The following is an 18,279-nucleotide window of genomic DNA, read 5'->3' as shown; positions in this document are numbered from 1 at the left end:
AACACACCGACTGTCAAACGATCCGGGCAGCTTCGTCGAAGGACAGCCGCGGTGAGCGCGGGAACAGGCCAGCGGTATCACCGTAGCCCAGATTGATCAGGAAATTGGTCCGCAGGGCGGTGCCGCTGAAGAACGCTTCGTCGACCTTGGCCGCATCGAATCCGGTCATCGGGCCGGCATCCAGGCCCAGCGAGCGCGCGGCCATGATCAGGTAGGCGCCCTGCAGGGTACTGTTGAGGAAGGCCGGCTTCTGGCGGTTTTCCTGCGGCCCTTCGAACCAGCTCTTGGCATCGGTGTGCGGGAACAGGTAGGGCAGCTTCTCATGGAAGTCCAGGTCGTAGGCGATGATCGCGGTGACGGGCGCAGCCAGGGTCTTGGCCAGGTTGCCTTCGGACAGGGCCGGGGCAAGCTTGGCCTTGGCCTCCTGCGAGGTCACGAAGACGAACCGGGCCGGGCTGGAGTTGGCAGAGGTCGGCGCCCACTTCACCAGATCGTACAGCGCGCGCAGTGTCGCTTCTTCCACCGGCGTGTCATGGAAATCATTGGCCGTGCGTGCGGTTCGGAACAGCTGGTCCAACGCGGCAGCGTCGAGTTCGTGCGACATGCATCCTCCTGGAAAGGCCTAGCGGACCGGCGGCACTGCGAGGGCACGCGACCGGCGTGATGCGGGCCAGTGTAGAGTGTCGCGTCTGCTGCAACACCCAGCAGCGCTGAAACGAATCAATGCCGGCAGTGAAACGATCGACCGCCCCGTGGACTATCACCGATGGCCGCGCTGGAAACGTCCGCCAGGCCGTGGCGCTGGCCGGTGCCCTGCAGCTGGGCACCCATCGGCCGCTGACGCTGGTGCCGCGCGCGCCCTGGCGCTGGGTGTCGCCGCGGCGATTGCCGGGCGATGCACACGGTTATGGCAACTCGTTGCAGGCGCTCGCGCACACGCCGCCGCCGCTGGCCATCGGCTGTGGCCGACAGGCCGCCGGTGCGCTGCGCGTGCTGCGTGCGCGAGGTTGCCGGACGGTGCAGATCCTTGATCCCCGCCTGTCCGCCAGGCACTGGGATCTGGTGGTGGTGCCCGAGCACGACGCGCTGCGCGGCGCCAATGTGCTCACCCTGCTGGGCAGCCTGAACCCGGTGGACGATGACTGGCTGGCGCTGGGGCGCGCGGCCTTCGCCGATTTCGGCACCCTGCCCGGGCCGCGCACCGCGCTGCTGGTGGGAGGACCGACCGCACACGCGCCCTGGACCGAACAGGCCATGCAGCAGGTGTTCGTCGAACTCGCCGCGCAGCTGCGTGCCGAGGGCGGCAGCCTGCTGGCGACGACATCGCGACGTACCCCGCCCGGCCTTGCCGAACAGCTGCGCGCGCAGTTCGCCGATGTGCCGAACGTGATCTGGGGCGATGGCGGTGACGGCGTGAACCCCTATGCGGGCCTGCTCGGCTGGGCCGACCGCGTGGTGGTATCGCCGGATTCGGTGAACCTGCTGTCCGAAGCCTGTGCCACGCGCCTGCCGGTGACGGTGGCGCTGGCGGACACCGCACAGGGACGCGTGGCGCATTTCCAGCAGGCCTTGCACGTCCGCGGCCGGCTGCAGGGGCGGTGGCTGCAATGGGACGCCACCCGCAGCGAGCCGCTGCGCGAGACGGCGCGGATAGCGGCGGAGGTGCGGCAGCGGTTGGACCTGCCTGCGGCGGTCGCGGGGCGATCGCGGGCCTGAACGGCGGGATTGGTGCCACAGCGGCGCCCGGCGGATAATGCGCGTCCGCTTCCCATTGCCCCGCTCGCCATGTCCGCGCGTCCCGCCCCTGCGTTTGCCCCGATGACGCTGCCTGCGCTGTTGCTGGGCGTGCTGGCGATGGGCGCGGTGGTGCTGGCGTCGAACGTGCTGGTGCAGTACCCCATCAACGATTGGCTGACGTGGGGCGCCTTCAGCTATCCGGTGGCCTTCCTGGTCAGCAACCTGATCAACCGCCGGTTCGGGCCGGGGCCGGCCCGGCGCGTGGCGTGGGCGGGGTTCGCGCTGGCGGTGGTGGTGTCGCTGTGGGTGGCCACCCCGCGCATCGCGCTGGCCTCGTGCACGGCCTTCATCGTGGCGCAGCTGCTGGATATCACCGTCTTCGACCGCCTGCGCCGGGGCGTCTGGTGGCGGGCGCCGATGGTGGCCACCACCTGCAGCGCCACGGTGGACACCACGATCTTCTGGAGCATCGCCTTCGCTGGATCCGCCCTGCCGTGGGTGAGCTGGGCGGCGGGCGATCTGGCGGTGAAGCTATTGATCGGCGTATGCCTGCTGGCCCCGTTCCGCGCGTTGCTGTGGAAGATGGCACCGGTACGCTAGGGCTCAGCGCGGAGGCAAGGTATCGAACGGCAGCCCGGCGGCGGTGCAGGCGCCGGAGATGGTTTCGCGGGCGGCGTCCAGGGCGTCGCTGGCGGGGGCCATGCGTGGGCGCCGGTCGAGGGTGCAGGCCAGGCCGAGGTCCAGCAGCGTGGCGTGCGCGGCGTGCAGTGCCACGGTCTTTTCCTCCGGCAGCCAGCCGCTGCCGGTCAGCGCGTTGATCAGGCCCGGGGTATCGCGCGGTTGCAGCAGTGCCGGCCGGCTCGCCGCGCCCAGCAGCACCCCCGCCTGCAGCAGGAACTCCAGGTCGGCCACCCCGCCCGAGCCCTGCTTCAGGTCCATCCGGGCGGCATCGCTGCGGTCCAGCTCGGCGCGCATGCGCTGGCGCATCTTCAGCACATCGCCGAGCAGCGCCTCCGGCTCGCGCACGCGGGACAACGTCTGCGCGCGCACGGATTCGAAATCGGCCAGCAGGTCCGCATCACCGGCCACGCCGCGTGCACGCACCAGCGCCTGGTGTTCCCACGTCCACGCGCGCTCACGCTGGTAGTCGCGGTAACTGGCCAGCGAAGACACCAGCGCGCCCTTGCCGCCATCCGGACGCAGCCGCACGTCGATGTCGTACAGCCGTCCCGCCGCGGTCACGGTCGCCAGCAGCGCCATCACCTTCTGCGCCAGGCGGGCATACCAGCGGCTCGGCTCCAGCGGACGCGCGCCATCGCTGGCTTCCACGCCCGGCGGATGGTCGTACAGGAACACCAGGTCCAGGTCCGAGCCGAAGCCGAGTTCCAGCCCGCCCAGGCTGCCGTAGCCGATGATCGCAAAGCGGCCACCGGGCACCGCACCGTGCGCGGCCCGCATCGCCGACTGCACCATGTCCAGCGCGGTTTCCACCACCACCTCGGCCAGTTCGGCCAGCTGCCGTGTGCTGTCCACCGCGCGCTGGCGGCCGTCCAGCGCGGCCATGGCCATGCGGAAACTCAGCGCCAGGCGGATCTCGTTGAGCCAGCGCAGCGCCGCTTCGGGGTCTTCCAGGGTGAGCACCTGCCGACACTCGGCGCGCATCTCGTCCGGCGCCGGCATGGGCCCGGAGACCCGCGTGTCCAGCAGCTCGTCCAGCAGCAGCGGATAGGCCACCAGGCGCTCGGCCAGCAGCGCGCTGCGCGCCAGCACGTCCACCAGCCGCGCCAGCGCGCTGGGCTGTTCGTCCAGCAGCGCCAGGTAGCTGGTGCGGCGCAGGATGGCCTGCAGCAGGCCAAGCACGCGCTTGAGCGCAGCATCCGGCCAGGGCGAGCGCGTGGCCGCGTGCAGCAGTGCCGGCAGCACGCGGTCCAGCCGCGCGCGCGGCGCATCGGAGAGTGCCTTCACGCCGGCGGACTGCGCGAAATCCTGCAGGGACTGGTCGGCCGCCGTCGGTTCGGCGAAGCCGGCGTCGGCCAGCAGCTGCGGATCGCCCGTGTGCGGCAGCCCGCGCCAGTAACTGGCCAGCGCGTCGGGCGCGGCGTGGCCCCTGCGCGGTGCCAGCAGCGCGGCGAACTCGGCGCTCACGCGCGTCTGCTGCGCCGCCAGCGCCTGCACCAGGTGCTCGACGTCCGGATAGCCCAGCCCGAGGGCGATGCGCAGGCGGTCCAGCGGATCGGCCGGCAGGGTGTGCGTCTGCGCGTCGCGCAGCATCTGCAGGCGGTTTTCCAGCCGGCGCAGGAACAGATAGGCCTCGCGCAGCGCGGCACCGTCCTCGGCTGCGATCTGCCCGGCGTCCACCAGCGCCGCCAGCGCGAACAGCAGCCGCCGCTCGCGCAGGGCCGGCTCGCGGCCGGCGCGGATCAGCTGCAGCGCCTGGCAGAGGAATTCGATTTCGCGGATGCCGCCGGACCCGCGCTTGATGTCCTCGTGCATGTCGCGCCGGGCGACCTCGGCGGTGATCGCCGCCTTCATGTCGCGCAGGCCATCCAGTGCGGTGAAATCCAGGTAGCGGCGGTAGACGAACGGCCGCAGCGTGGTCAGCCAGGCCTGGCCGGCGGCGATGTCACCGGCCACCGCGCGCGCCTTGAGCCACGCATAGCGTTCCCAGTCGCGGCCCTCGCGCTGGAAGTACTGGTCCATCCCGGCGAACGACAGCGCCACGCGCCCGGCACGGCCGAACGGCCGCAGCCGCAGGTCCACCCGGTGGCTGAAGCCATCGGCGGTGGTGTCATCGAGCAGCTTGGCCAGGCGCTGCCCGAGACGGGCGAAGTACTCTTCGGCGGCCAGCGGACGGGCGCCATCGGACTCGCCGCGCTCGGGGTAGGCGTAGACCAGATCGACATCCGAACTGAAGTTCAGCTCGCCGCCGCCCAGCTTGCCCAGGCCGAACACCACCAGCCGCTGCACGCCGCCGTCCTCGCTACGGACATGGCCGTGGCGCGCGGCGAACTCCTGTTCGAGCGCCTCCAGCGCCAGCCGCAGGCAGTCTTCGGCCAGCGTGGTGGCGCCGGCCAGCGTCTGCTCCACGCTGTCCTGCCCGGCGAGGTCACGCCAGATCAGCCGCGTGGACATGGCCGCGCGGTAGCGGCGCAGCAGGGCCGGCCACTGCGCGGGGTGGCCGGGATCGAGCACGGGCTGCGGCAGCGGTGGGCAACCGGGCTGCAGCAGATGCGCGAGCAGTGCTGGCTGGCGGCACAGGGTGTCCATCGCGAAATCACTGGCCACGGCGAGCTGGCGCAGGAAGGGCAGCTGTTCGATGGCGGGAGCTTCGCCCAGCGCGGCGCCAAGGCGGGCCAGCGCGCGGTCGATCAGCGGGACGAGGGCATCGGGCAGCGTCGCAGCGTTCAAGGTCATGCCCTGATTGTAGGGGCCTGCGCGTACATGAGCGGCCGATGGTTGCGTATTCAGGCGCTTTGCCCAGACACTAAAAAGCCCGCTTGCAGCGAACTGCCAGCGGGCTCTGCTCCCTCCCCCACGTCGGGATGCAGGGCCATCGTGCCGGGTGCAGAAGCAACTTGCACGCTGCACTGCAAAACAGTACTCCCAGGTACAGAAGCGTCAGCGGGCGAAAGACCATCCCACCAAGGTCGCAGCCCCCGCACCATGGACGATCGCCGATAATCAGGCTTTCCCCCAAGGAAGTGCTGTCGTCATGTCTGCAGATCGCATCGCCAACGCGCGCCTGCGCGACCGTGTGGTGTCCGCCGAGGCCGCCGCCGCGCTGATCCAGCCCGGCGAAACCGTGGCGATGAGCGGCTTCACCGGCTCCGGCTACCCGAAGGCAGTGCCGATGGAACTGGCGCGCCGCATTGAATCAGTGCACGCGCAGGGCCAGCCGTTCCAGATCAGCCTGATGACCGGCGCCTCCACCGCGCCCGAACTCGATGGCGCCCTGGCGAAGGCCGACGGCATCGCCATGCGCATGCCGTTCCAGAGCGATCCTGATGCGCGCAACCGCATCAACGAGGGCAAGCTGGATTACATCGACATCCATCTCAGCCATGTCGCCCAGCATGTCTGGTTCGGCTTCTACGGCGACATCGACACGGCGGTGATCGAGGTGTCGGCCATCCGCGAGGACGGCTCGCTGGTGCCTTCCACGTCGCTGGGCAACAACAAGACCTGGCTGGACCTGGCGAAGAAAGTGATCGTGGAGGTCAACGAGTGGCAGCCGGCCGGCGTGGATGGCATGCATGACATCTACTACGGCACCGCCCTGCCCCCGCACCGCACCCCGATTCCCCTGGTGCATGCCAACGACCGCATCGGCGAAACGGCACTGCGCTGCGATCCGGAGAAGATCGTCGCGGTGGTGCGCACCAACGGCCCGGACCGCAACAGTCCGTTCAGCCCGATCGACGCCACCAGCGAGCAGATCGCCGGGCACCTGATCGACTTCCTGCAGCACGAAGTGGCCAAGGGGCGCCTGCCGCCCAACCTGCTGCCGCTGCAGAGCGGCGTGGGCAATATTCCCAATGCGGTACTGGCCGGGCTGGCCCGGAGCGGATTCCGTGATCTGACGGCTTTCACTGAAGTCATCCAGGACGGCATGCTGGACCTGCTCCGCGACGGCGTGCTGAGTCATGCGTCGTGCACCGGTTTCGCGCTCAGTCCGCAGGCCAACGAGACGTTCAAGGAAAACATCGATTTCTATCGCGAGCGCATCATCATGCGTACGCAGGAAATCTCCAACCACCCGGAACTGGTGCGTCGGCTGGGCTGCATCGGCATGAACGGCATGATCGAGGCCGACCTGTACGGCAATGTCAATTCCACCCACGTGATGGGCACCCGCATCATGAATGGCATCGGCGGATCCGGCGACTTCGCGCGCAACGGCTTCCTGTCCGCGTTCCTGAGTCCGTCGACGGCGAAGAACGGCAGCATCTCGGCCATCGTGCCGATGGTCAGCCACGTGGACCACACCGAACACGATGTCTCGGTGATCGTGACCGAACAGGGCCTGGCCGACCTGCGCGGACTGCCGCCGCGCAAGCGCGCGCAGGTGGTGATCGATACCTGCGTGCACCCGGACTTCCGCGCACAGCTGCAGGACTACTTCGACCGCGCGCAACTCGAGAGCTACGGCAAGCACACCCCGCACCTGCTGCCTGAAGCGCTGAGCTGGCACCAGCGCTGGCTGGACACCGGCACGATGAAGGCCTGAGGCACGCGTGCACCGAGCCCCGGCGATGCGCGGAATCGTGCAGCGCCGGCAGGGCCGATGGCTTCAGATACGGTCTGCCTTCCACGCTGGTGCCGCCCGATGTTCACGCCCGCTCAATCCCCCGTGTCCCACGCCGCTGCCGGCGCCTGGGCATCGGCCCTGATCGCAGGGTCCGAGGCCAGCGGCGTGTCCCCCATGCCGCCCCCGATGCCTGCCCCGGCCTCCGTTGCCAACGCGGCCAGGCTGCCCGGCCTGGCGCAGGGCGGGCAGCCCGCCCCGACCCTGCCAACGCTGCAGCAGACGCTGTCGCAGCACATGCAGCGCCACGGGGCACCGGAAACAATCAGCTTCTGCCTCGCCAAGGGGAGCCTCCTGGCGCCGGCGGAGCGTGCGGTGATGCTGTGCTGCCTGACATGGGTCCTGCAGGAGGATTCCACGCTCGTCCAAGCCGACGCCATGCGCAGTTACGGTGTTGTCGATCGCGCCCCGGCAGTGGACCTGCACGCCTACCGAACGGCCTTGGGCGCGCTGCATGAAGCCATTTGCGAGTGCTACCACACCCTGCCAGGAACCTACGGGTTCGTGCAGCAGTCGGTGCAGTGCGCCAGCCGCTATGACCAGGCGCGGGACGCTGCGACGCGGCGCGAAGCCATCAATGGCTGGCTGCACTGGCAGTGGGCGGCGCTGGCCGCCGTCAGGTGCGATCCGCTGATGCACCCCACCGCGGAGGCGGGACATCGCGCGCTCTGCGTAGCCTATGCATTGGAGAACAGTCCCGAGGGCGGGCGCGTGCTGGACACGTTGCTGCCGCAGCGACGCAACGCCCGCTGACGCCACTGCGCCGGATCAGCGCTGCAGCGCCGCCAGAGACTCGGCCTGCAGCGCCTCATACAGCGCGAATTCGTCATGCACCCGGTCGCCCAGCGCGGCTTCGAAGGCCTCGCGGTTGGCATGCGCGGCATAGGCACGCTGCTCGCCGCCGCCCAGGTTGGACTGGAAGATACCGGCCGCGCTGACCGGCAGGAAATCCTCGTAGATGATCGGATCGGCCGTGGCCAGGCCGGCTTCGATCAGCGCTTCGGCGGGCAGGTCACCCCGCGCGGCCGCACGCCCGGCGTCCGTCAGCCGATAGCGGAAGTAGCCCAGGCCTTGCCTGCGCAGAGTGGCGGCATCGTCCGGGAAACCGGCAAAGGCGGCCTGCAACCGTTGGCCATAATCGCCGCCGCTGCTGCCGGCGCCCTCGGCTTCCCGGGCCTGCGCCAGCAACTGGTCGTACAGCGCGCGTCCTTTCGGGGTGAGGGCCAGGCCACGCTGTTCGATCTCGCCGAAGCGCGCGGTGTGGGTGCCTGCATCGCCACCGCCGTCGCCCCCGCGTGGAAAGTGCACCGGCTCTTCCAGGGCCTTGAAACTGGTCTGCCGCAGCAGGATGGGGACGGCCCGGCGCGGCGGCCCTTCAATGACCGCTTTGGCGGCCATGCCCTGGGCGATCATGGCGGTCTGTGCGGCGTCGATGTCCAGCGTGCGCGGGGTGAGGTGGTTGATGTGCGGGCCACGGAAACTCACCACGTCGGCGATCAGCCGGTGGGCCGCCTGCAGGGCCTGGTAGGTGGGCAGGTCCACCGTGGCCGCGCTGTGCCAGCGGAAGGTTTCCAGCGCCTCGGCAACGAACCGTTCGGCGTCGGCCGCGCCCAGGCCACCGTCGCGCTCGGCCTGCCCGATCAGCGCCAGCGCCGCCTCGGTGAAGATCCGGCGCTGCGACAGGATCTGCGCCGCCTGCTCCCGAAGTGCCGCGTCCTCGATCAGCTCCAGCCGCAGCAGCGAGGTGAACACACGGAACGGGTTGATCGCCAGCGCGGCGGCGGAGATCGGGCGGAACGCGGTGGAATGCACCGGGACACCGGCGACGCTGAGATCGTAGTAGCCCACCGGCTGCATGCCCATCACCGCGAACAGGCGCCGCAACGTGGCAAGCTCGGCGGCGGTCCCCACGCGGATCGCACCATGGCGCTCGTCGTCCAGGCGCGCGCGCTCATCGTTGCGCTGCAGTTGCGCAGCCAGCGCCGGATCGGCCGCCAGCGTCTGCGCGTTGATGCGCGCCACCAGCGCGATCAGATCGCCATACAGCGGCACCTCGGTGCGGTACATGCGGGACATCGCCTGCGCGAACAGGCTGCGGATGGCATCGGGCGAAACGAAGGCGGCGGCGTTCATGGAAGACTCGACAGGGGAAACGGGACCGGCGTGATGCCGCATTGTCACCGCTGCTGGCCGCCGGCGCGAGACGCACAGCAGCATGCCTGCCGGGGCTTCAGCGCTCGGACGGGCCCAGCTGGCGGCGCAGCATGGCGTCGAGCGTGATCGGGCGATCCCAGTGCCGGTAGCTGGCCACCATGGCATGTCGGAGCACGCGCCAGTGACGGTTCTCCGGCTGCACGGGAAGCCGCTGCACCACCGCTTCCCAGCTCCCTTGCGGATCAGAGGTGAAGGCACGCACGCTGTCACGGCAGCTGCGCTCGATCGCCTTGGCCCAGAAGCAGGCGAAGTAGACATCCGCCGCCTGCCACCCATGGGTGTTGACCAGCGCGGCCACGTAGCCGCGCGGCACGTCCGCATACCGCGAGACCTCATCCAGGAAGCTGTCCGGATAGCGTTCCGCATACCGGTTGATGTCCTGCAGCCAGGTATCCACCCAGGCGTCCCCGGTCTGAACGCTGTAAGCGGCGGACATCGCTTCGGTCTGCTGCGCATGCGCGGTTCCGGACAGGGCGAGCAGGCAGAACAGCAGGCGCGGCAGGAAGGTCATGGACCTGATTCTGCCGCATGGGCGCCCGCTTGTCAGGCGACGGTCAGGCAGGTCATGCCGTGGCCATCGCCTCGATGCGCGCGATCGCCCCTGGCCAGTCCCAGGCCGTGTCGGCAGTGACCATGCGCGGCTCGTCGTCGGCCACGCCGTGTTCGGTTTCATGGGCCCAGGTCACCGCATACGGCGTATGTACGCCCCAGCCGCCCAGCGTGACCACCGGCTCGATGTCCGAACGCAAGGAATTGCCCACCATTGCAAACCGCGTGATCGGCAGATCGAACTCGGCCAGCACGCGGGCATAGGTGTCCGGATCCTTCTCGGACACGATCTCGATACGAGGGAAAAGATCGTGCAGCTGGGCAAGCTTGATCTTGGCTTCCTGATGGAACAGATCGCCCTTGGTGATCAGGACGACCGGGTACTGCCCGGCGATGCGGGTCACCGATTCGCGGACGCCGTCGATGAGTTCGACCGGATGGCGCAGGGTCTCGTGGCCGATGTCGAGCATGCGCTGGATATGCGCGGCGCCGATGCGCTGCCCGGTGATCTCGATGGCCGCTTCGATCATCGACAGAGTCATCGCCTTGACGCCGTAACCGAACACCTTGAGGTTGCGTCGCTGGACCTCGAGCAGGTGACGCGCGGTCTGCGTGTCATGCACATCGATGTAGTGGGCCAGCAGGGCGAGGTAGTCTTCTTCCGCCTTGCGGTAGAACTCCTCGCTCTTCCAGAGGGTATCGTCTCCATCGAAGCCGATGAGACCCAGCGCGCGGGCGGGCGTTGAAGCTGAAGTAATCATCGCCCAAGAATACCAGCCCGCGCACCGGGGGCCCGGCGGCGGGCTGGCGGTTACCGCGCACGAGGGCCGACCCTGGACGGTCGGCCCGGCGGCTCAATTGCCTTCTGCGGCGCCCGCTGCGCCACGCTGCGCTTCGACGAACGCCTTGTATTCATCCGGCGTCAACTCACCGTCCTTGTTGGCATCGGCCTGGTCAAAGACCTGCGCCAAGCCTGCATTGGCCTGCGACTCGGCCTTGTTGATCGTGCCGTTGCCATCGGTATCAAGGCTGGCCCAGGTCTGGCCGCCACCGCCTGCCTGCCCGGCCGCCTGCCCGGCCCCGGCCGCCGAGGACGCGGCCGCGGCCGCGGCATCCTGCTGGGTCTGTGCCTGGCCAGCGGTTGATTGCGCCATGGCCGGGAGGGCGAGCACGCTGCCGGCAGCAACGATCAGGGCGAGGAGGGGCTTGCGGATGCGATGGGTCATGAAGATGTCTCCTGTGGAATGTGGCACGGGGTGTGTCGTCCGTACGCTTGCCACACTGCCAGCGCGGAAATGAACGCCTGTTGGGACGCGATCGACGTGCCAACACCCTTTTAACCCTTTCCGCTCGTCCCTCCACTAGCCCGCTGGTTAGCGATCGGTGAGCCCAGCGTAAGGTGCGCATTCAACGCTGCCGGTTTTAACCCGGCGCCAACACCCTGCTAGCGGTTTCCTTCGTTTTCCACCGCTGACCGCGCACTGAACACCAGCCACCCCAGCGCGACACCGGCGAGCGCACCGGTGATCTCAAGCACCACCCGCGTCCCGAGTTCGTTCGGATCGTGGATGGTCGCCAGGAACAGGCGCGCATAGAACGGCGACTCCATGCGCACGATGCCCATGTAGAAGAGCTTCCAGGAATCGATGCCGGCGCCGATCAGCACCGACACGCCGAACGACCACGCCAGCGTATGGCCAACGGCCCAGCGCAGCGGACGGGTGAGGTAATGGACGATCAGGTGGACCAGCAGACCGATCAGCAGCGCGATGCCGGCAGCCTCGAGCGAGCCGAGCAGTCCGAAATGCAGGGGAAGGTTCATGGCCACAGTGTAGAGGGTGTGCCGGTTATCCCGCGCTGCCCTGCACCGACTATCCTTGGGGGTCGTGGCCCAGGTCAGGAGCAATCGCATGCGGCAGGTCGTTGGAGGGGTAACCGGGCCGCGCGCCCTGCTGGCGCTGTGCCTGCTGCTGGGCGCCGCGTCCCCACTCACCGCCCAGCCGGCGCCGGCGCCGGACCCCGGTGCGCCGCTGCCGTATGTCATCGGTTTGCACGAGGCCTACCTCACGCCGGCCTACTGGGCGGCGCGGGTGCCACAGGCTGATGGCCCCCTGCTGCTGCCGGCGCAGATCGCCGCGCAGAATGCGCGCCTGCTGGCCGACGATCCCCATCTGCGGGACATCGCCGCGCTGCCGGCACGGCTGCCGGCCCGCGAGGTCCGGGCCGCCATCGGTGCGTTGTCAGCCTGGCCGTCGCGCACGCTGTACGGCGAAGACGGCCAGCCAATACCGGTCGCGGTGCGCGCAGCCATCGAGCGCAACGTGGACCAGGCCAACGTGCCGGCCAGCACGACACCGCGCTATGGCCTGGTCGTGCGGCGCGCCGCGCTGCGGACCTTTCCCACCACGGTGCGTGTCTTCAGCAGCACGGACAGCACCGATATCGACCGCTTCCAGGAATCGGCGCTGTTCCCCGGTGACAAGGTCGCGGTGATCCACCGCAGTGCCGACGGCCGCTGGTACTTCGTGCATAGCGAACGCTACAGCGCGTGGATCAAGACCGACGACGTGGCACTGGGTGAGCGCGCACAAGTGCTGGGCTATGCCACGCAGGGCCCGTACCGGGTGATTACCGGGGCCACGGCGATGACCGCCCATACGCCCGAGGAGCCGCGCGTTTCGCGCCTGCAGCTGGACATGGGCGTGCGCGTTCCGGTGCTGTCCGGCTGGCCGCCCGGCGAACCGGTCAATGGCCAGCAGGCGCACGCGGCGTGGGTGGTGCAGCTGCCGGTGCGCGAGCCCGATGGCTCGCTGCGGCTGGTGCCGGCCCTGCTGCCGCGCGCGCAGGACAGCGCGCCGGACTACCTGCCGCTGACACCGCGCCTGCTGCTGCAGCAGGCTTTCAAGTTCCTCGGCGAGCGCTACGGGTGGGGGCACGATTACAACGCGCGTGACTGCAGTGGTTTCATCTCCGAGATCTACCGCAGCTTCGGCGTGCTGCTGCCGCGCAATACCGGCGCCCAGGCCGCCAGCCCGCTGCCGGCGCGCCGGCTGTTCACCGCACGCGACGCCGTCGCCGCGCGGGACCGTGCCGTGGCGGCGCTGCAACCGGGCGACCTGGTGTACATCCCCGGGCATGTGATGCTGGTGATCGGGCACGTGGAAGGACGCACCTGGGTGATCCATGACACGGCGGGCGGCCGCTGGCGCGATGCGGAGGGCACGTCCGTGCAGGCGCATCTCAACGGTGTCTCGGTCACCCCGCTGGAGCCGATGATGGCCAGCGATACGCAGCGCTACATCGACCGCATCACCAGCATCCAGCGCATCGGCACCCGCGCACCTTCCGGACCACCCGAATGAAGATCACCCGTTTCGACCTGGGCATGCTGCGCGTGCCGCTGAAAACGCCGTTCAAGACTGCGTTGCGCACCGTGGATGCGGCCGAGGACGTGGTGCTGCGCATCCACACCGACACCGGGCACATCGGCCACGGCGGAGCGCCGGCCACGGCGGTGATCACCGGCGATACCCATGGCGGCATCGTGGCGGCGGTGCGCACGTGCATCGCGCCGCGGCTGATCGGCCAGGAGGTCGCAGACCTCAACCGGCTGTGCGCGCTGGTGCACACCGCGATGGAACACAACACCAGCGCCAAGGCGGCGGTGGAGATCGCGCTGTATGACCTGTGGGCGCAGCTGCACGGAGCGCCGCTGTACCAGCTGCTGGGCGGCGGCGAGCCACTGATCACCACCGACATCACCATCAGCGTGGATGACCCGGAGATCATGGTGGCCGACGCGCTGGCCGCCATCGAGCGCGGCTACACGGCATTGAAGATCAAGGTCGGCAAGGACATCGGACAGGATGTCCAACGGGTGAAGGCGATCCATGCGGCGGTGCACGGCCGCGCGACGCTGCGGCTGGACGCCAACCAGGGCTGGAGCGCGAAGCAGGCGGTGCAGGCCATGCATGCGCTGGAGCACGCGGGCGTGGGACTGGAGCTGCTGGAACAGCCGGTCAAGGCGCACGATCTCGCCGGCCTGAAATATGTCACCGAGCGGGTGCACACGCCGGTGATGGCCGACGAAAGCGCGTTCTCGCCACGGCAGGTGATCGACCTGCTCCAGTGCCGGGCGGCGGACATCATCAACATCAAGCTGATGAAGACCGGCGGGATCTCCAACGCACTGCGCATCGCCGACATCGCCGCCGCGCATGAGGTGCCGTGCATGGTCGGCTGCATGATCGAATCCAGCATCAGCGTGGCCGCCGCCGCGCATCTGGCCGTTGCCAGGGCTGGCGTGGTCAGCAAGGTGGACCTGGACGGCCCTGCGCTGTGCCGGTTCGATCCGGTCAGTGGCAACGTGCAGTTCGCTGAGGCGGTGATCCGCATCGGCGATGCACCGGGACTGGGCATCACCGAAGTACGCGGCATCCAGCCCCTTGCGTAAGCGCGGTGGGGGCGCGCCGCCGGCGCCAGCAGCGGCGGCGCAGGTGCTATAACGCTCAGTACCGCAGGGATGAGCCGAGCATGTCCACCCACCGCACCCTCATGAACGCACTGCTGCGCGCCGCCGCGCTGGCGCTGCTGGCCCTCGCCGGCACCGCCGCTGCCAACCCGCTCGAGGGGGCGCGCCAGCTGGTGGTGGTCACCACCGATGGCTGGGACAGCACCGCCGGGCAGCTGCAGTCCTTCGAGCGCGGCGCCAGCGGCTGGCAGGCCACGGCCGAACCGTTCGCCGTGGCGCTGGGCCGCAGCGGCAGCGCCTGGGGCATCGGGCTGCACCCGGCGCGGATCGAACAGGACGGTCCGCGTAAGGTCGAAGGCGATGGCCGCAGCCCGGCCGGGGTGTTCGCCCTGGGCACGGCGTTCGGTGCGGCCGCCAACGCGCGCACCGGACTGCCGTACCAGCCGATGCAGGAAACGAGCTACTGCATGGACGTGCCCGATTCGCCCTATTACAACCGGATCGTGGACGCCGGCCGGGTCGGTGCCGAAGCGGTGGCAGGCTCCACCGAGCCGATGCGGCTGGACCTGCAGGATCCGCAGGACGTGCGCTACCGGCAGGGCTTCGTGGTGGCGCACAACCCGCGCAATGAACCGGGCAAGGGCAGCTGCATCTTCGCGCACCTGTGGCGCGAGCCCGGCGAGGCCACCGCCGGCTGCACCGCCATGCCCGGGCCGCGCATGGCGGCGCTGCTGCAGTGGTTGAAGGCCGACCAGCAGCCGCGCTTCGTGCTGTTGCCACGTGCCGATTACCTGCGGCTGCAGGCGCAGTGGCAGCTGCCGCCGCTGCCCGACGTACACGGGTCCGCGCTGTGAGCACCGGCCCCGGCGCGGCGCCGGGCGGCAGCGCACCTGGGCCCAGCCTGCAGCGCGCGGTCAGCCGCTGGCAGATCGTCGGGCTGTCCATCAACGATGTGGTCGGCAGCGGGATCTACCTGTTGCCGGCCGCCACGGTGATGCTGCTGGGACCCTTCAGCCTGTGGGGCGTGGTGGCCGCCGGCGTGGTGGTGGCACTGCTGGTGCTGTGCTACGCGCAGGCCGCCAGCTATTTCGATGAACCCGGCGGCAGTTACCTCTACGCGCGCGAAGCCTTTGGTCGCTTCGCGGGGTTCGAGATCGGCTGGATGATCTGGTTGACCCGCATCAGTTCGGCGGCAGCGCTCAGCAACGCGCTGGCCGATGCCGTGGCGCGGTTCTGGCCCGGCGCAGACACCGGCCCGGGACGGATCGCGGTGATCGTGCTGTCGCTGGGGTTCCTGACCTGGGTCAACCTCATCGGCGTGCGCTCGGCCGCGCGCACCGGCGTGGCACTGGTGGTGGGCAAGCTGGTGCCGCTGGTGCTGTTCGTGGCCATTGGTGCGTTCTTCGTGGATCCGCAGCTGGCCTTCGCGGGCGAGCGCCCGGACCCGCGTGACCTGCAGCGCATGGGCGAGGCCGCGCTGCTGCTGCTGTACGCCTACGCCGGCTTCGAGAACATTCCGGCCGCGGCCGGTGAGTACCGCAATCCACGCCGCGATATTCCTTTCGCACTGATCACCATGATCATCACGGTGACGCTGATCTACGCGGCGGTGCAGGTCGTGGCGCAGGGCACGCTGCCAGGCCTCTCCACCTCCACCGCGCCGCTGGCCGATGCCGCCGCCGGCTTCGGTGGACAGGCCCTGGCGCTGATCCTCACCGTGGGTGCGACGATCTCCATCCTGGGGACCAACAGCAACACCATGATGATGGGCCCACGCTTCCTGTTCGCGCTGGCACGCGATGGCTACGGCTCAAAGGTGCTCGCCCAGGTCCATCCGCGCTTCCGCACGCCCGCCGCGGCGATCCTGTGCCAGGGCGTGATCGCGCTGGCGCTGGCATTGACCGGCTCGTTCGTGCAGCTGGCGCTGTTGTCGATGACCACGCGGCTGTTCGCCTATATCGGCACGGCGGCGGCGGTGCTGGTGCTGGCGCGGCGCTTCGGCGACCGTCCCGGTGCGCTGCAGCTGCCTGGCGGGCCCGTGATTCCGGTGCTGGCGCTGCTGGTCTGCGTGGGCCTGTTCCTGAGCGCGAGCCTGGCCAACATCCTCGCCGCGTTGGCAGCGTTCGTGGTGGGCGCGGTGATCTACCGTTTCCCGCGCGCGGACTCCATGAACGATTGACCCTGTGCTCACATCGCCGGCCCGGGTCATTAACGGGGCGATCTGCATTCTGGACCCTCATCCCCAGCAAGCGGAGCCCGAACGATGAGCCCCGATTACCAGATCCCCGGCCGAGTGCCTGAAGACGGCGTGCAGCGCCAGACGTTCACCGATTATTGGCGCGAGCGGTATCCCAGCGAGCCCTATTTTGATTCGAACTCCGCGTTCGACGATTACGAGCCGGCGTACCGCCTGGGTCATGAATCGCGTGCGCAGCAGATCGCGCGTGCGTATGACGAAGTCGAGCGCGAGCTCGAAGACCGCTGGCTCGCCGAGCGCGGCACCAGCCGTCTGGAATGGGAACGTGCGCGCCTGGCGGTCCGCCGTGGGTGGGACGAAGCCCTGCTCGCCGATCCGCGTCTGGACACACGGACGCACAGCGGCACCTGATCGGCCGCAGTAGAACTGTTGTTTCGGGGGTGAAGCCGGGCTCAGGCCCGGCTTCGCTTTGTCCGCGTACCGCGCGGCTGCGGACATCGGGTGCACGCCACGGGTGGTATACAGGAGGGGTTGGCCATCCGCATCCCCTCCTGGAGATACCCATGACCCGGAAACGTCCGTTGCCGTTCGCCGTCAGCCTCGCCTGCGCACTTGCCATCACTGCGTGTAACGCAGCCCCGCCGAATGCTGCCTCTGCCGCCGCCCCGACAGCCTCCGCGCCTGCCGCCGGCACCCCAGCGTCAGCTGCCAAGCCGGCCACCGGGCCGGTCTCGAAGATCGCCGCGTTCGATGCCGCGGACGTTGCCTCGTTCAATGAGCCGTGGGCCATGGCGTTCCTGCCCGATGGCAGCCTGCTGGTCACTGAAAAGGGTGGCCGCTTGCAGCATCTGGACATCACCAGCGGTGCAAAGCATGAGGTCACGGGTGGCCCCAAGGTGGCCTATGGTGGGCAGGGCGGACTGGGCGATGTCGTGCTGCATCCGGACTTCGTCCGCAACGGCCTGGTTTACCTGACCTTCGCCGAGGAAGGCCCCAATGACACGCGCGGGGCTGCACTGGCCCGCGCGAAGCTGGTGCTGGACGCGCAGGGAGGCGGTTCACTGCAGGACCTGCAGGTGATCTGGCGCCAGGTACCCAAGGTCAGTGGCCGCGGGCATTTCGGGCACCGGGTCGCCTTCGGTCCAGATGGCAAGCTGTGGTTGACCTCCAGCGAGCGGCAGAAGTTCGATCCGGCGCAGGACATGGCCAGCAATCTCGGCAAGCTGCTGCGCCTGAACGATGACGGCACGCCTGCGGCCGACAATCCCTTTGCCTCGCAGGGCGGGGTCGCGGCACAGGTGTGGTCGCTGGGGCATCGCAATGCGCTGGGGCTGGCCTTCGCACCGGACGGGAAACTGTGGCTGCACGAGATGGGCCCGGCCGGCGGCGATGAGCTGAACCTGATCGAGCGCGGTGCCAACTATGGGTATCCGGTGGTGTCCAATGGCAACCATTACGACGGTCGCGAGATTCCCGACCATGCCACCCGCCCCGAATTCGCCGCGCCGAAGGTCACCTGGAACCCGGTGATCTCGCCGGCAGGCTTCATGATCTACAGCGGCGACCTGTTCCCGCAGTGGAAGGGCAGCGGGTTCATCGGCGGGCTTTCATCGCAGGCACTGGTGCGGGTGAAGCTGGACGGCGAGACCGCCAGCGAGGCGGAGCGCTTCGACATGGGCGCGCGCATCCGCGAAGTCGAGCAGGGCCCGGACGGCGCCGTGTGGGTGCTGGAAGACGGCAAGAACGCCCGCCTGCTCAAGCTGACGCCGAAGGGCTGAGGCAACCGCCCGCAGCGTGCCGGGTCAT

General features: G+C 69.2%; 17 protein-coding genes. 10 read left to right on the top strand and 7 right to left on the bottom strand.

What is annotated here, in order from left to right; translation table 11 throughout:
* Positions 1-13 precede the first annotated feature (13 nt).
* Entirely contained in the window at positions 14-604 is a 591-nt protein-coding gene (locus tag FHY09_RS00230; protein ID WP_166923013.1) for a malonic semialdehyde reductase, read from the bottom strand.
* Between the two features lie 119 nt (positions 605-723).
* Here FHY09_RS00230 and FHY09_RS00225 point away from each other — a divergent pair, with 119 nt between their 5' ends.
* Complete coding sequence (locus FHY09_RS00225) at positions 724-1,716, top strand: mitochondrial fission ELM1 family protein (protein ID WP_166923011.1); 993 nt, start codon at positions 724-726, stop codon at positions 1,714-1,716.
* Positions 1,717-1,785: 69 nt separating this feature from the next.
* Positions 1,786-2,337, top strand: a complete 552-nt coding sequence (locus FHY09_RS00220; protein ID WP_166923010.1) for a queuosine precursor transporter — start codon at positions 1,786-1,788, stop codon at positions 2,335-2,337.
* A gap of 3 nt (positions 2,338-2,340) precedes the next feature.
* Here FHY09_RS00220 and glnE read toward each other — a convergent pair whose 3' ends face one another.
* The gene (glnE, locus tag FHY09_RS00215; RefSeq protein ID WP_166923008.1) at positions 2,341-5,151 is read right to left on the bottom strand and encodes a bifunctional [glutamate--ammonia ligase]-adenylyl-L-tyrosine phosphorylase/[glutamate--ammonia-ligase] adenylyltransferase; all 2,811 of its coding nucleotides are present in this window, start codon (positions 5,149-5,151) and stop codon (positions 2,341-2,343) included.
* Between the two features lie 298 nt (positions 5,152-5,449).
* Here glnE and FHY09_RS00210 point away from each other — a divergent pair, with 298 nt between their 5' ends.
* Complete coding sequence (locus FHY09_RS00210; protein WP_166923006.1) at positions 5,450-6,964, top strand: acetyl-CoA hydrolase/transferase family protein; 1,515 nt, start codon at positions 5,450-5,452, stop codon at positions 6,962-6,964.
* A gap of 99 nt (positions 6,965-7,063) precedes the next feature.
* Positions 7,064-7,795, top strand: a complete 732-nt coding sequence (locus tag FHY09_RS00205) for a hypothetical protein (RefSeq protein ID WP_166923004.1) — start codon at positions 7,064-7,066, stop codon at positions 7,793-7,795.
* A 15-nt stretch (positions 7,796-7,810) separates the two neighbouring features.
* Here the strand turns inward: FHY09_RS00205 and hglS are convergent, their stop codons facing one another.
* The 5 genes from hglS to FHY09_RS00180 all read right to left on the bottom strand — a co-directional run bounded on the left by hglS (position 7,811) and on the right by FHY09_RS00180 (position 11,627).
* Entirely contained in the window at positions 7,811-9,175 is a 1,365-nt protein-coding gene (gene hglS / locus FHY09_RS00200; protein WP_166923002.1) for a 2-oxoadipate dioxygenase/decarboxylase HglS, read from the bottom strand.
* A gap of 97 nt (positions 9,176-9,272) precedes the next feature.
* Positions 9,273-9,767 carry a hypothetical protein gene (locus FHY09_RS00195; RefSeq protein ID WP_166923000.1) on the bottom strand — a complete coding sequence of 165 codons (495 nt, stop codon included), beginning with the start codon at positions 9,765-9,767 and terminating at the stop codon, positions 9,273-9,275.
* A gap of 52 nt (positions 9,768-9,819) precedes the next feature.
* Positions 9,820-10,566 carry an HAD family hydrolase gene (locus FHY09_RS00190; protein ID WP_166922998.1) on the bottom strand — a complete coding sequence of 249 codons (747 nt, stop codon included), beginning with the start codon at positions 10,564-10,566 and terminating at the stop codon, positions 9,820-9,822.
* A 93-nt stretch (positions 10,567-10,659) separates the two neighbouring features.
* Positions 10,660-11,031 (bottom strand): EF-hand domain-containing protein, encoded by a 372-nt coding sequence (locus tag FHY09_RS00185; RefSeq protein ID WP_166922996.1) that lies wholly within the window; start codon positions 11,029-11,031, stop codon positions 10,660-10,662.
* A 218-nt stretch (positions 11,032-11,249) separates the two neighbouring features.
* Positions 11,250-11,627 carry a hypothetical protein gene (locus tag FHY09_RS00180; RefSeq protein WP_166922994.1) on the bottom strand — a complete coding sequence of 126 codons (378 nt, stop codon included), beginning with the start codon at positions 11,625-11,627 and terminating at the stop codon, positions 11,250-11,252.
* Positions 11,628-11,715: 88 nt separating this feature from the next.
* Between FHY09_RS00180 and FHY09_RS00175 the strand changes: the two genes are divergently transcribed.
* From FHY09_RS00175 to FHY09_RS00150, 6 genes are all read left to right on the top strand, one after another.
* Positions 11,716-13,167 carry an SH3 domain-containing protein gene (locus FHY09_RS00175; RefSeq protein ID WP_166922992.1) on the top strand — a complete coding sequence of 484 codons (1,452 nt, stop codon included), beginning with the start codon at positions 11,716-11,718 and terminating at the stop codon, positions 13,165-13,167.
* Complete coding sequence (locus FHY09_RS00170) at positions 13,164-14,258, top strand: dipeptide epimerase (RefSeq protein WP_166922990.1); 1,095 nt, start codon at positions 13,164-13,166, stop codon at positions 14,256-14,258. The genes FHY09_RS00175 and FHY09_RS00170 overlap by 4 nt, the downstream gene beginning before the upstream one ends.
* A gap of 101 nt (positions 14,259-14,359) precedes the next feature.
* The gene (locus FHY09_RS00165; protein WP_166924280.1) at positions 14,360-15,130 is read left to right on the top strand and encodes a L,D-transpeptidase family protein; all 771 of its coding nucleotides are present in this window, start codon (positions 14,360-14,362) and stop codon (positions 15,128-15,130) included.
* Entirely contained in the window at positions 15,127-16,455 is a 1,329-nt protein-coding gene (locus tag FHY09_RS00160; protein ID WP_166922988.1) for an amino acid permease, read from the top strand. The genes FHY09_RS00165 and FHY09_RS00160 overlap by 4 nt, the downstream gene beginning before the upstream one ends.
* 84 nt (positions 16,456-16,539) lie before the next feature.
* Positions 16,540-16,884 carry a hypothetical protein gene (locus tag FHY09_RS00155; RefSeq protein WP_166922986.1) on the top strand — a complete coding sequence of 115 codons (345 nt, stop codon included), beginning with the start codon at positions 16,540-16,542 and terminating at the stop codon, positions 16,882-16,884.
* Positions 16,885-17,036: 152 nt separating this feature from the next.
* On the top strand, positions 17,037-18,251 hold the full coding sequence (locus tag FHY09_RS00150; RefSeq protein WP_166922984.1) for a PQQ-dependent sugar dehydrogenase: 1,215 nt from the start codon (positions 17,037-17,039) through the stop codon (positions 18,249-18,251).
* Positions 18,252-18,279: the final 28 nt, after the last annotated feature.

This window comes from Xanthomonas sp. 60 (assembly GCF_011761925.1).
The sequence above is the reverse complement of the archived record's forward strand: the minus strand, read 5'-3'. Positions and strand labels throughout refer to the sequence as shown.

Excerpts from the sequence above, each read along its gene's own strand:
- FHY09_RS00230 (WP_166923013.1), bottom strand. The coding sequence starts at position 604 with ATGTCGCACGAACTCGACGCTGCCGCGTTGGACCAGCTGTTCCGAACC.
- FHY09_RS00225 (WP_166923011.1), top strand. The coding sequence starts at position 724 with ATGCCGGCAGTGAAACGATCGACCGCCCCGTGGACTATCACCGATGGC.
- FHY09_RS00220 (WP_166923010.1), top strand. The coding sequence starts at position 1,786 with ATGTCCGCGCGTCCCGCCCCTGCGTTTGCCCCGATGACGCTGCCTGCG.
- glnE (WP_166923008.1), bottom strand. The coding sequence starts at position 5,151 with ATGACCTTGAACGCTGCGACGCTGCCCGATGCCCTCGTCCCGCTGATC.
- FHY09_RS00210 (WP_166923006.1), top strand. The coding sequence starts at position 5,450 with ATGTCTGCAGATCGCATCGCCAACGCGCGCCTGCGCGACCGTGTGGTG.
- FHY09_RS00205 (WP_166923004.1), top strand. The coding sequence starts at position 7,064 with ATGTTCACGCCCGCTCAATCCCCCGTGTCCCACGCCGCTGCCGGCGCC.
- hglS (WP_166923002.1), bottom strand. The coding sequence starts at position 9,175 with ATGAACGCCGCCGCCTTCGTTTCGCCCGATGCCATCCGCAGCCTGTTC.
- FHY09_RS00195 (WP_166923000.1), bottom strand. The coding sequence starts at position 9,767 with ATGACCTTCCTGCCGCGCCTGCTGTTCTGCCTGCTCGCCCTGTCCGGA.
- FHY09_RS00190 (WP_166922998.1), bottom strand. The coding sequence starts at position 10,566 with ATGATTACTTCAGCTTCAACGCCCGCCCGCGCGCTGGGTCTCATCGGC.
- FHY09_RS00185 (WP_166922996.1), bottom strand. The coding sequence starts at position 11,031 with ATGACCCATCGCATCCGCAAGCCCCTCCTCGCCCTGATCGTTGCTGCC.
- FHY09_RS00180 (WP_166922994.1), bottom strand. The coding sequence starts at position 11,627 with ATGAACCTTCCCCTGCATTTCGGACTGCTCGGCTCGCTCGAGGCTGCC.
- FHY09_RS00175 (WP_166922992.1), top strand. The coding sequence starts at position 11,716 with ATGCGGCAGGTCGTTGGAGGGGTAACCGGGCCGCGCGCCCTGCTGGCG.
- FHY09_RS00170 (WP_166922990.1), top strand. The coding sequence starts at position 13,164 with ATGAAGATCACCCGTTTCGACCTGGGCATGCTGCGCGTGCCGCTGAAA.
- FHY09_RS00165 (WP_166924280.1), top strand. The coding sequence starts at position 14,360 with ATGAACGCACTGCTGCGCGCCGCCGCGCTGGCGCTGCTGGCCCTCGCC.
- FHY09_RS00155 (WP_166922986.1), top strand. The coding sequence starts at position 16,540 with ATGAGCCCCGATTACCAGATCCCCGGCCGAGTGCCTGAAGACGGCGTG.
- FHY09_RS00150 (WP_166922984.1), top strand. The coding sequence starts at position 17,037 with ATGACCCGGAAACGTCCGTTGCCGTTCGCCGTCAGCCTCGCCTGCGCA.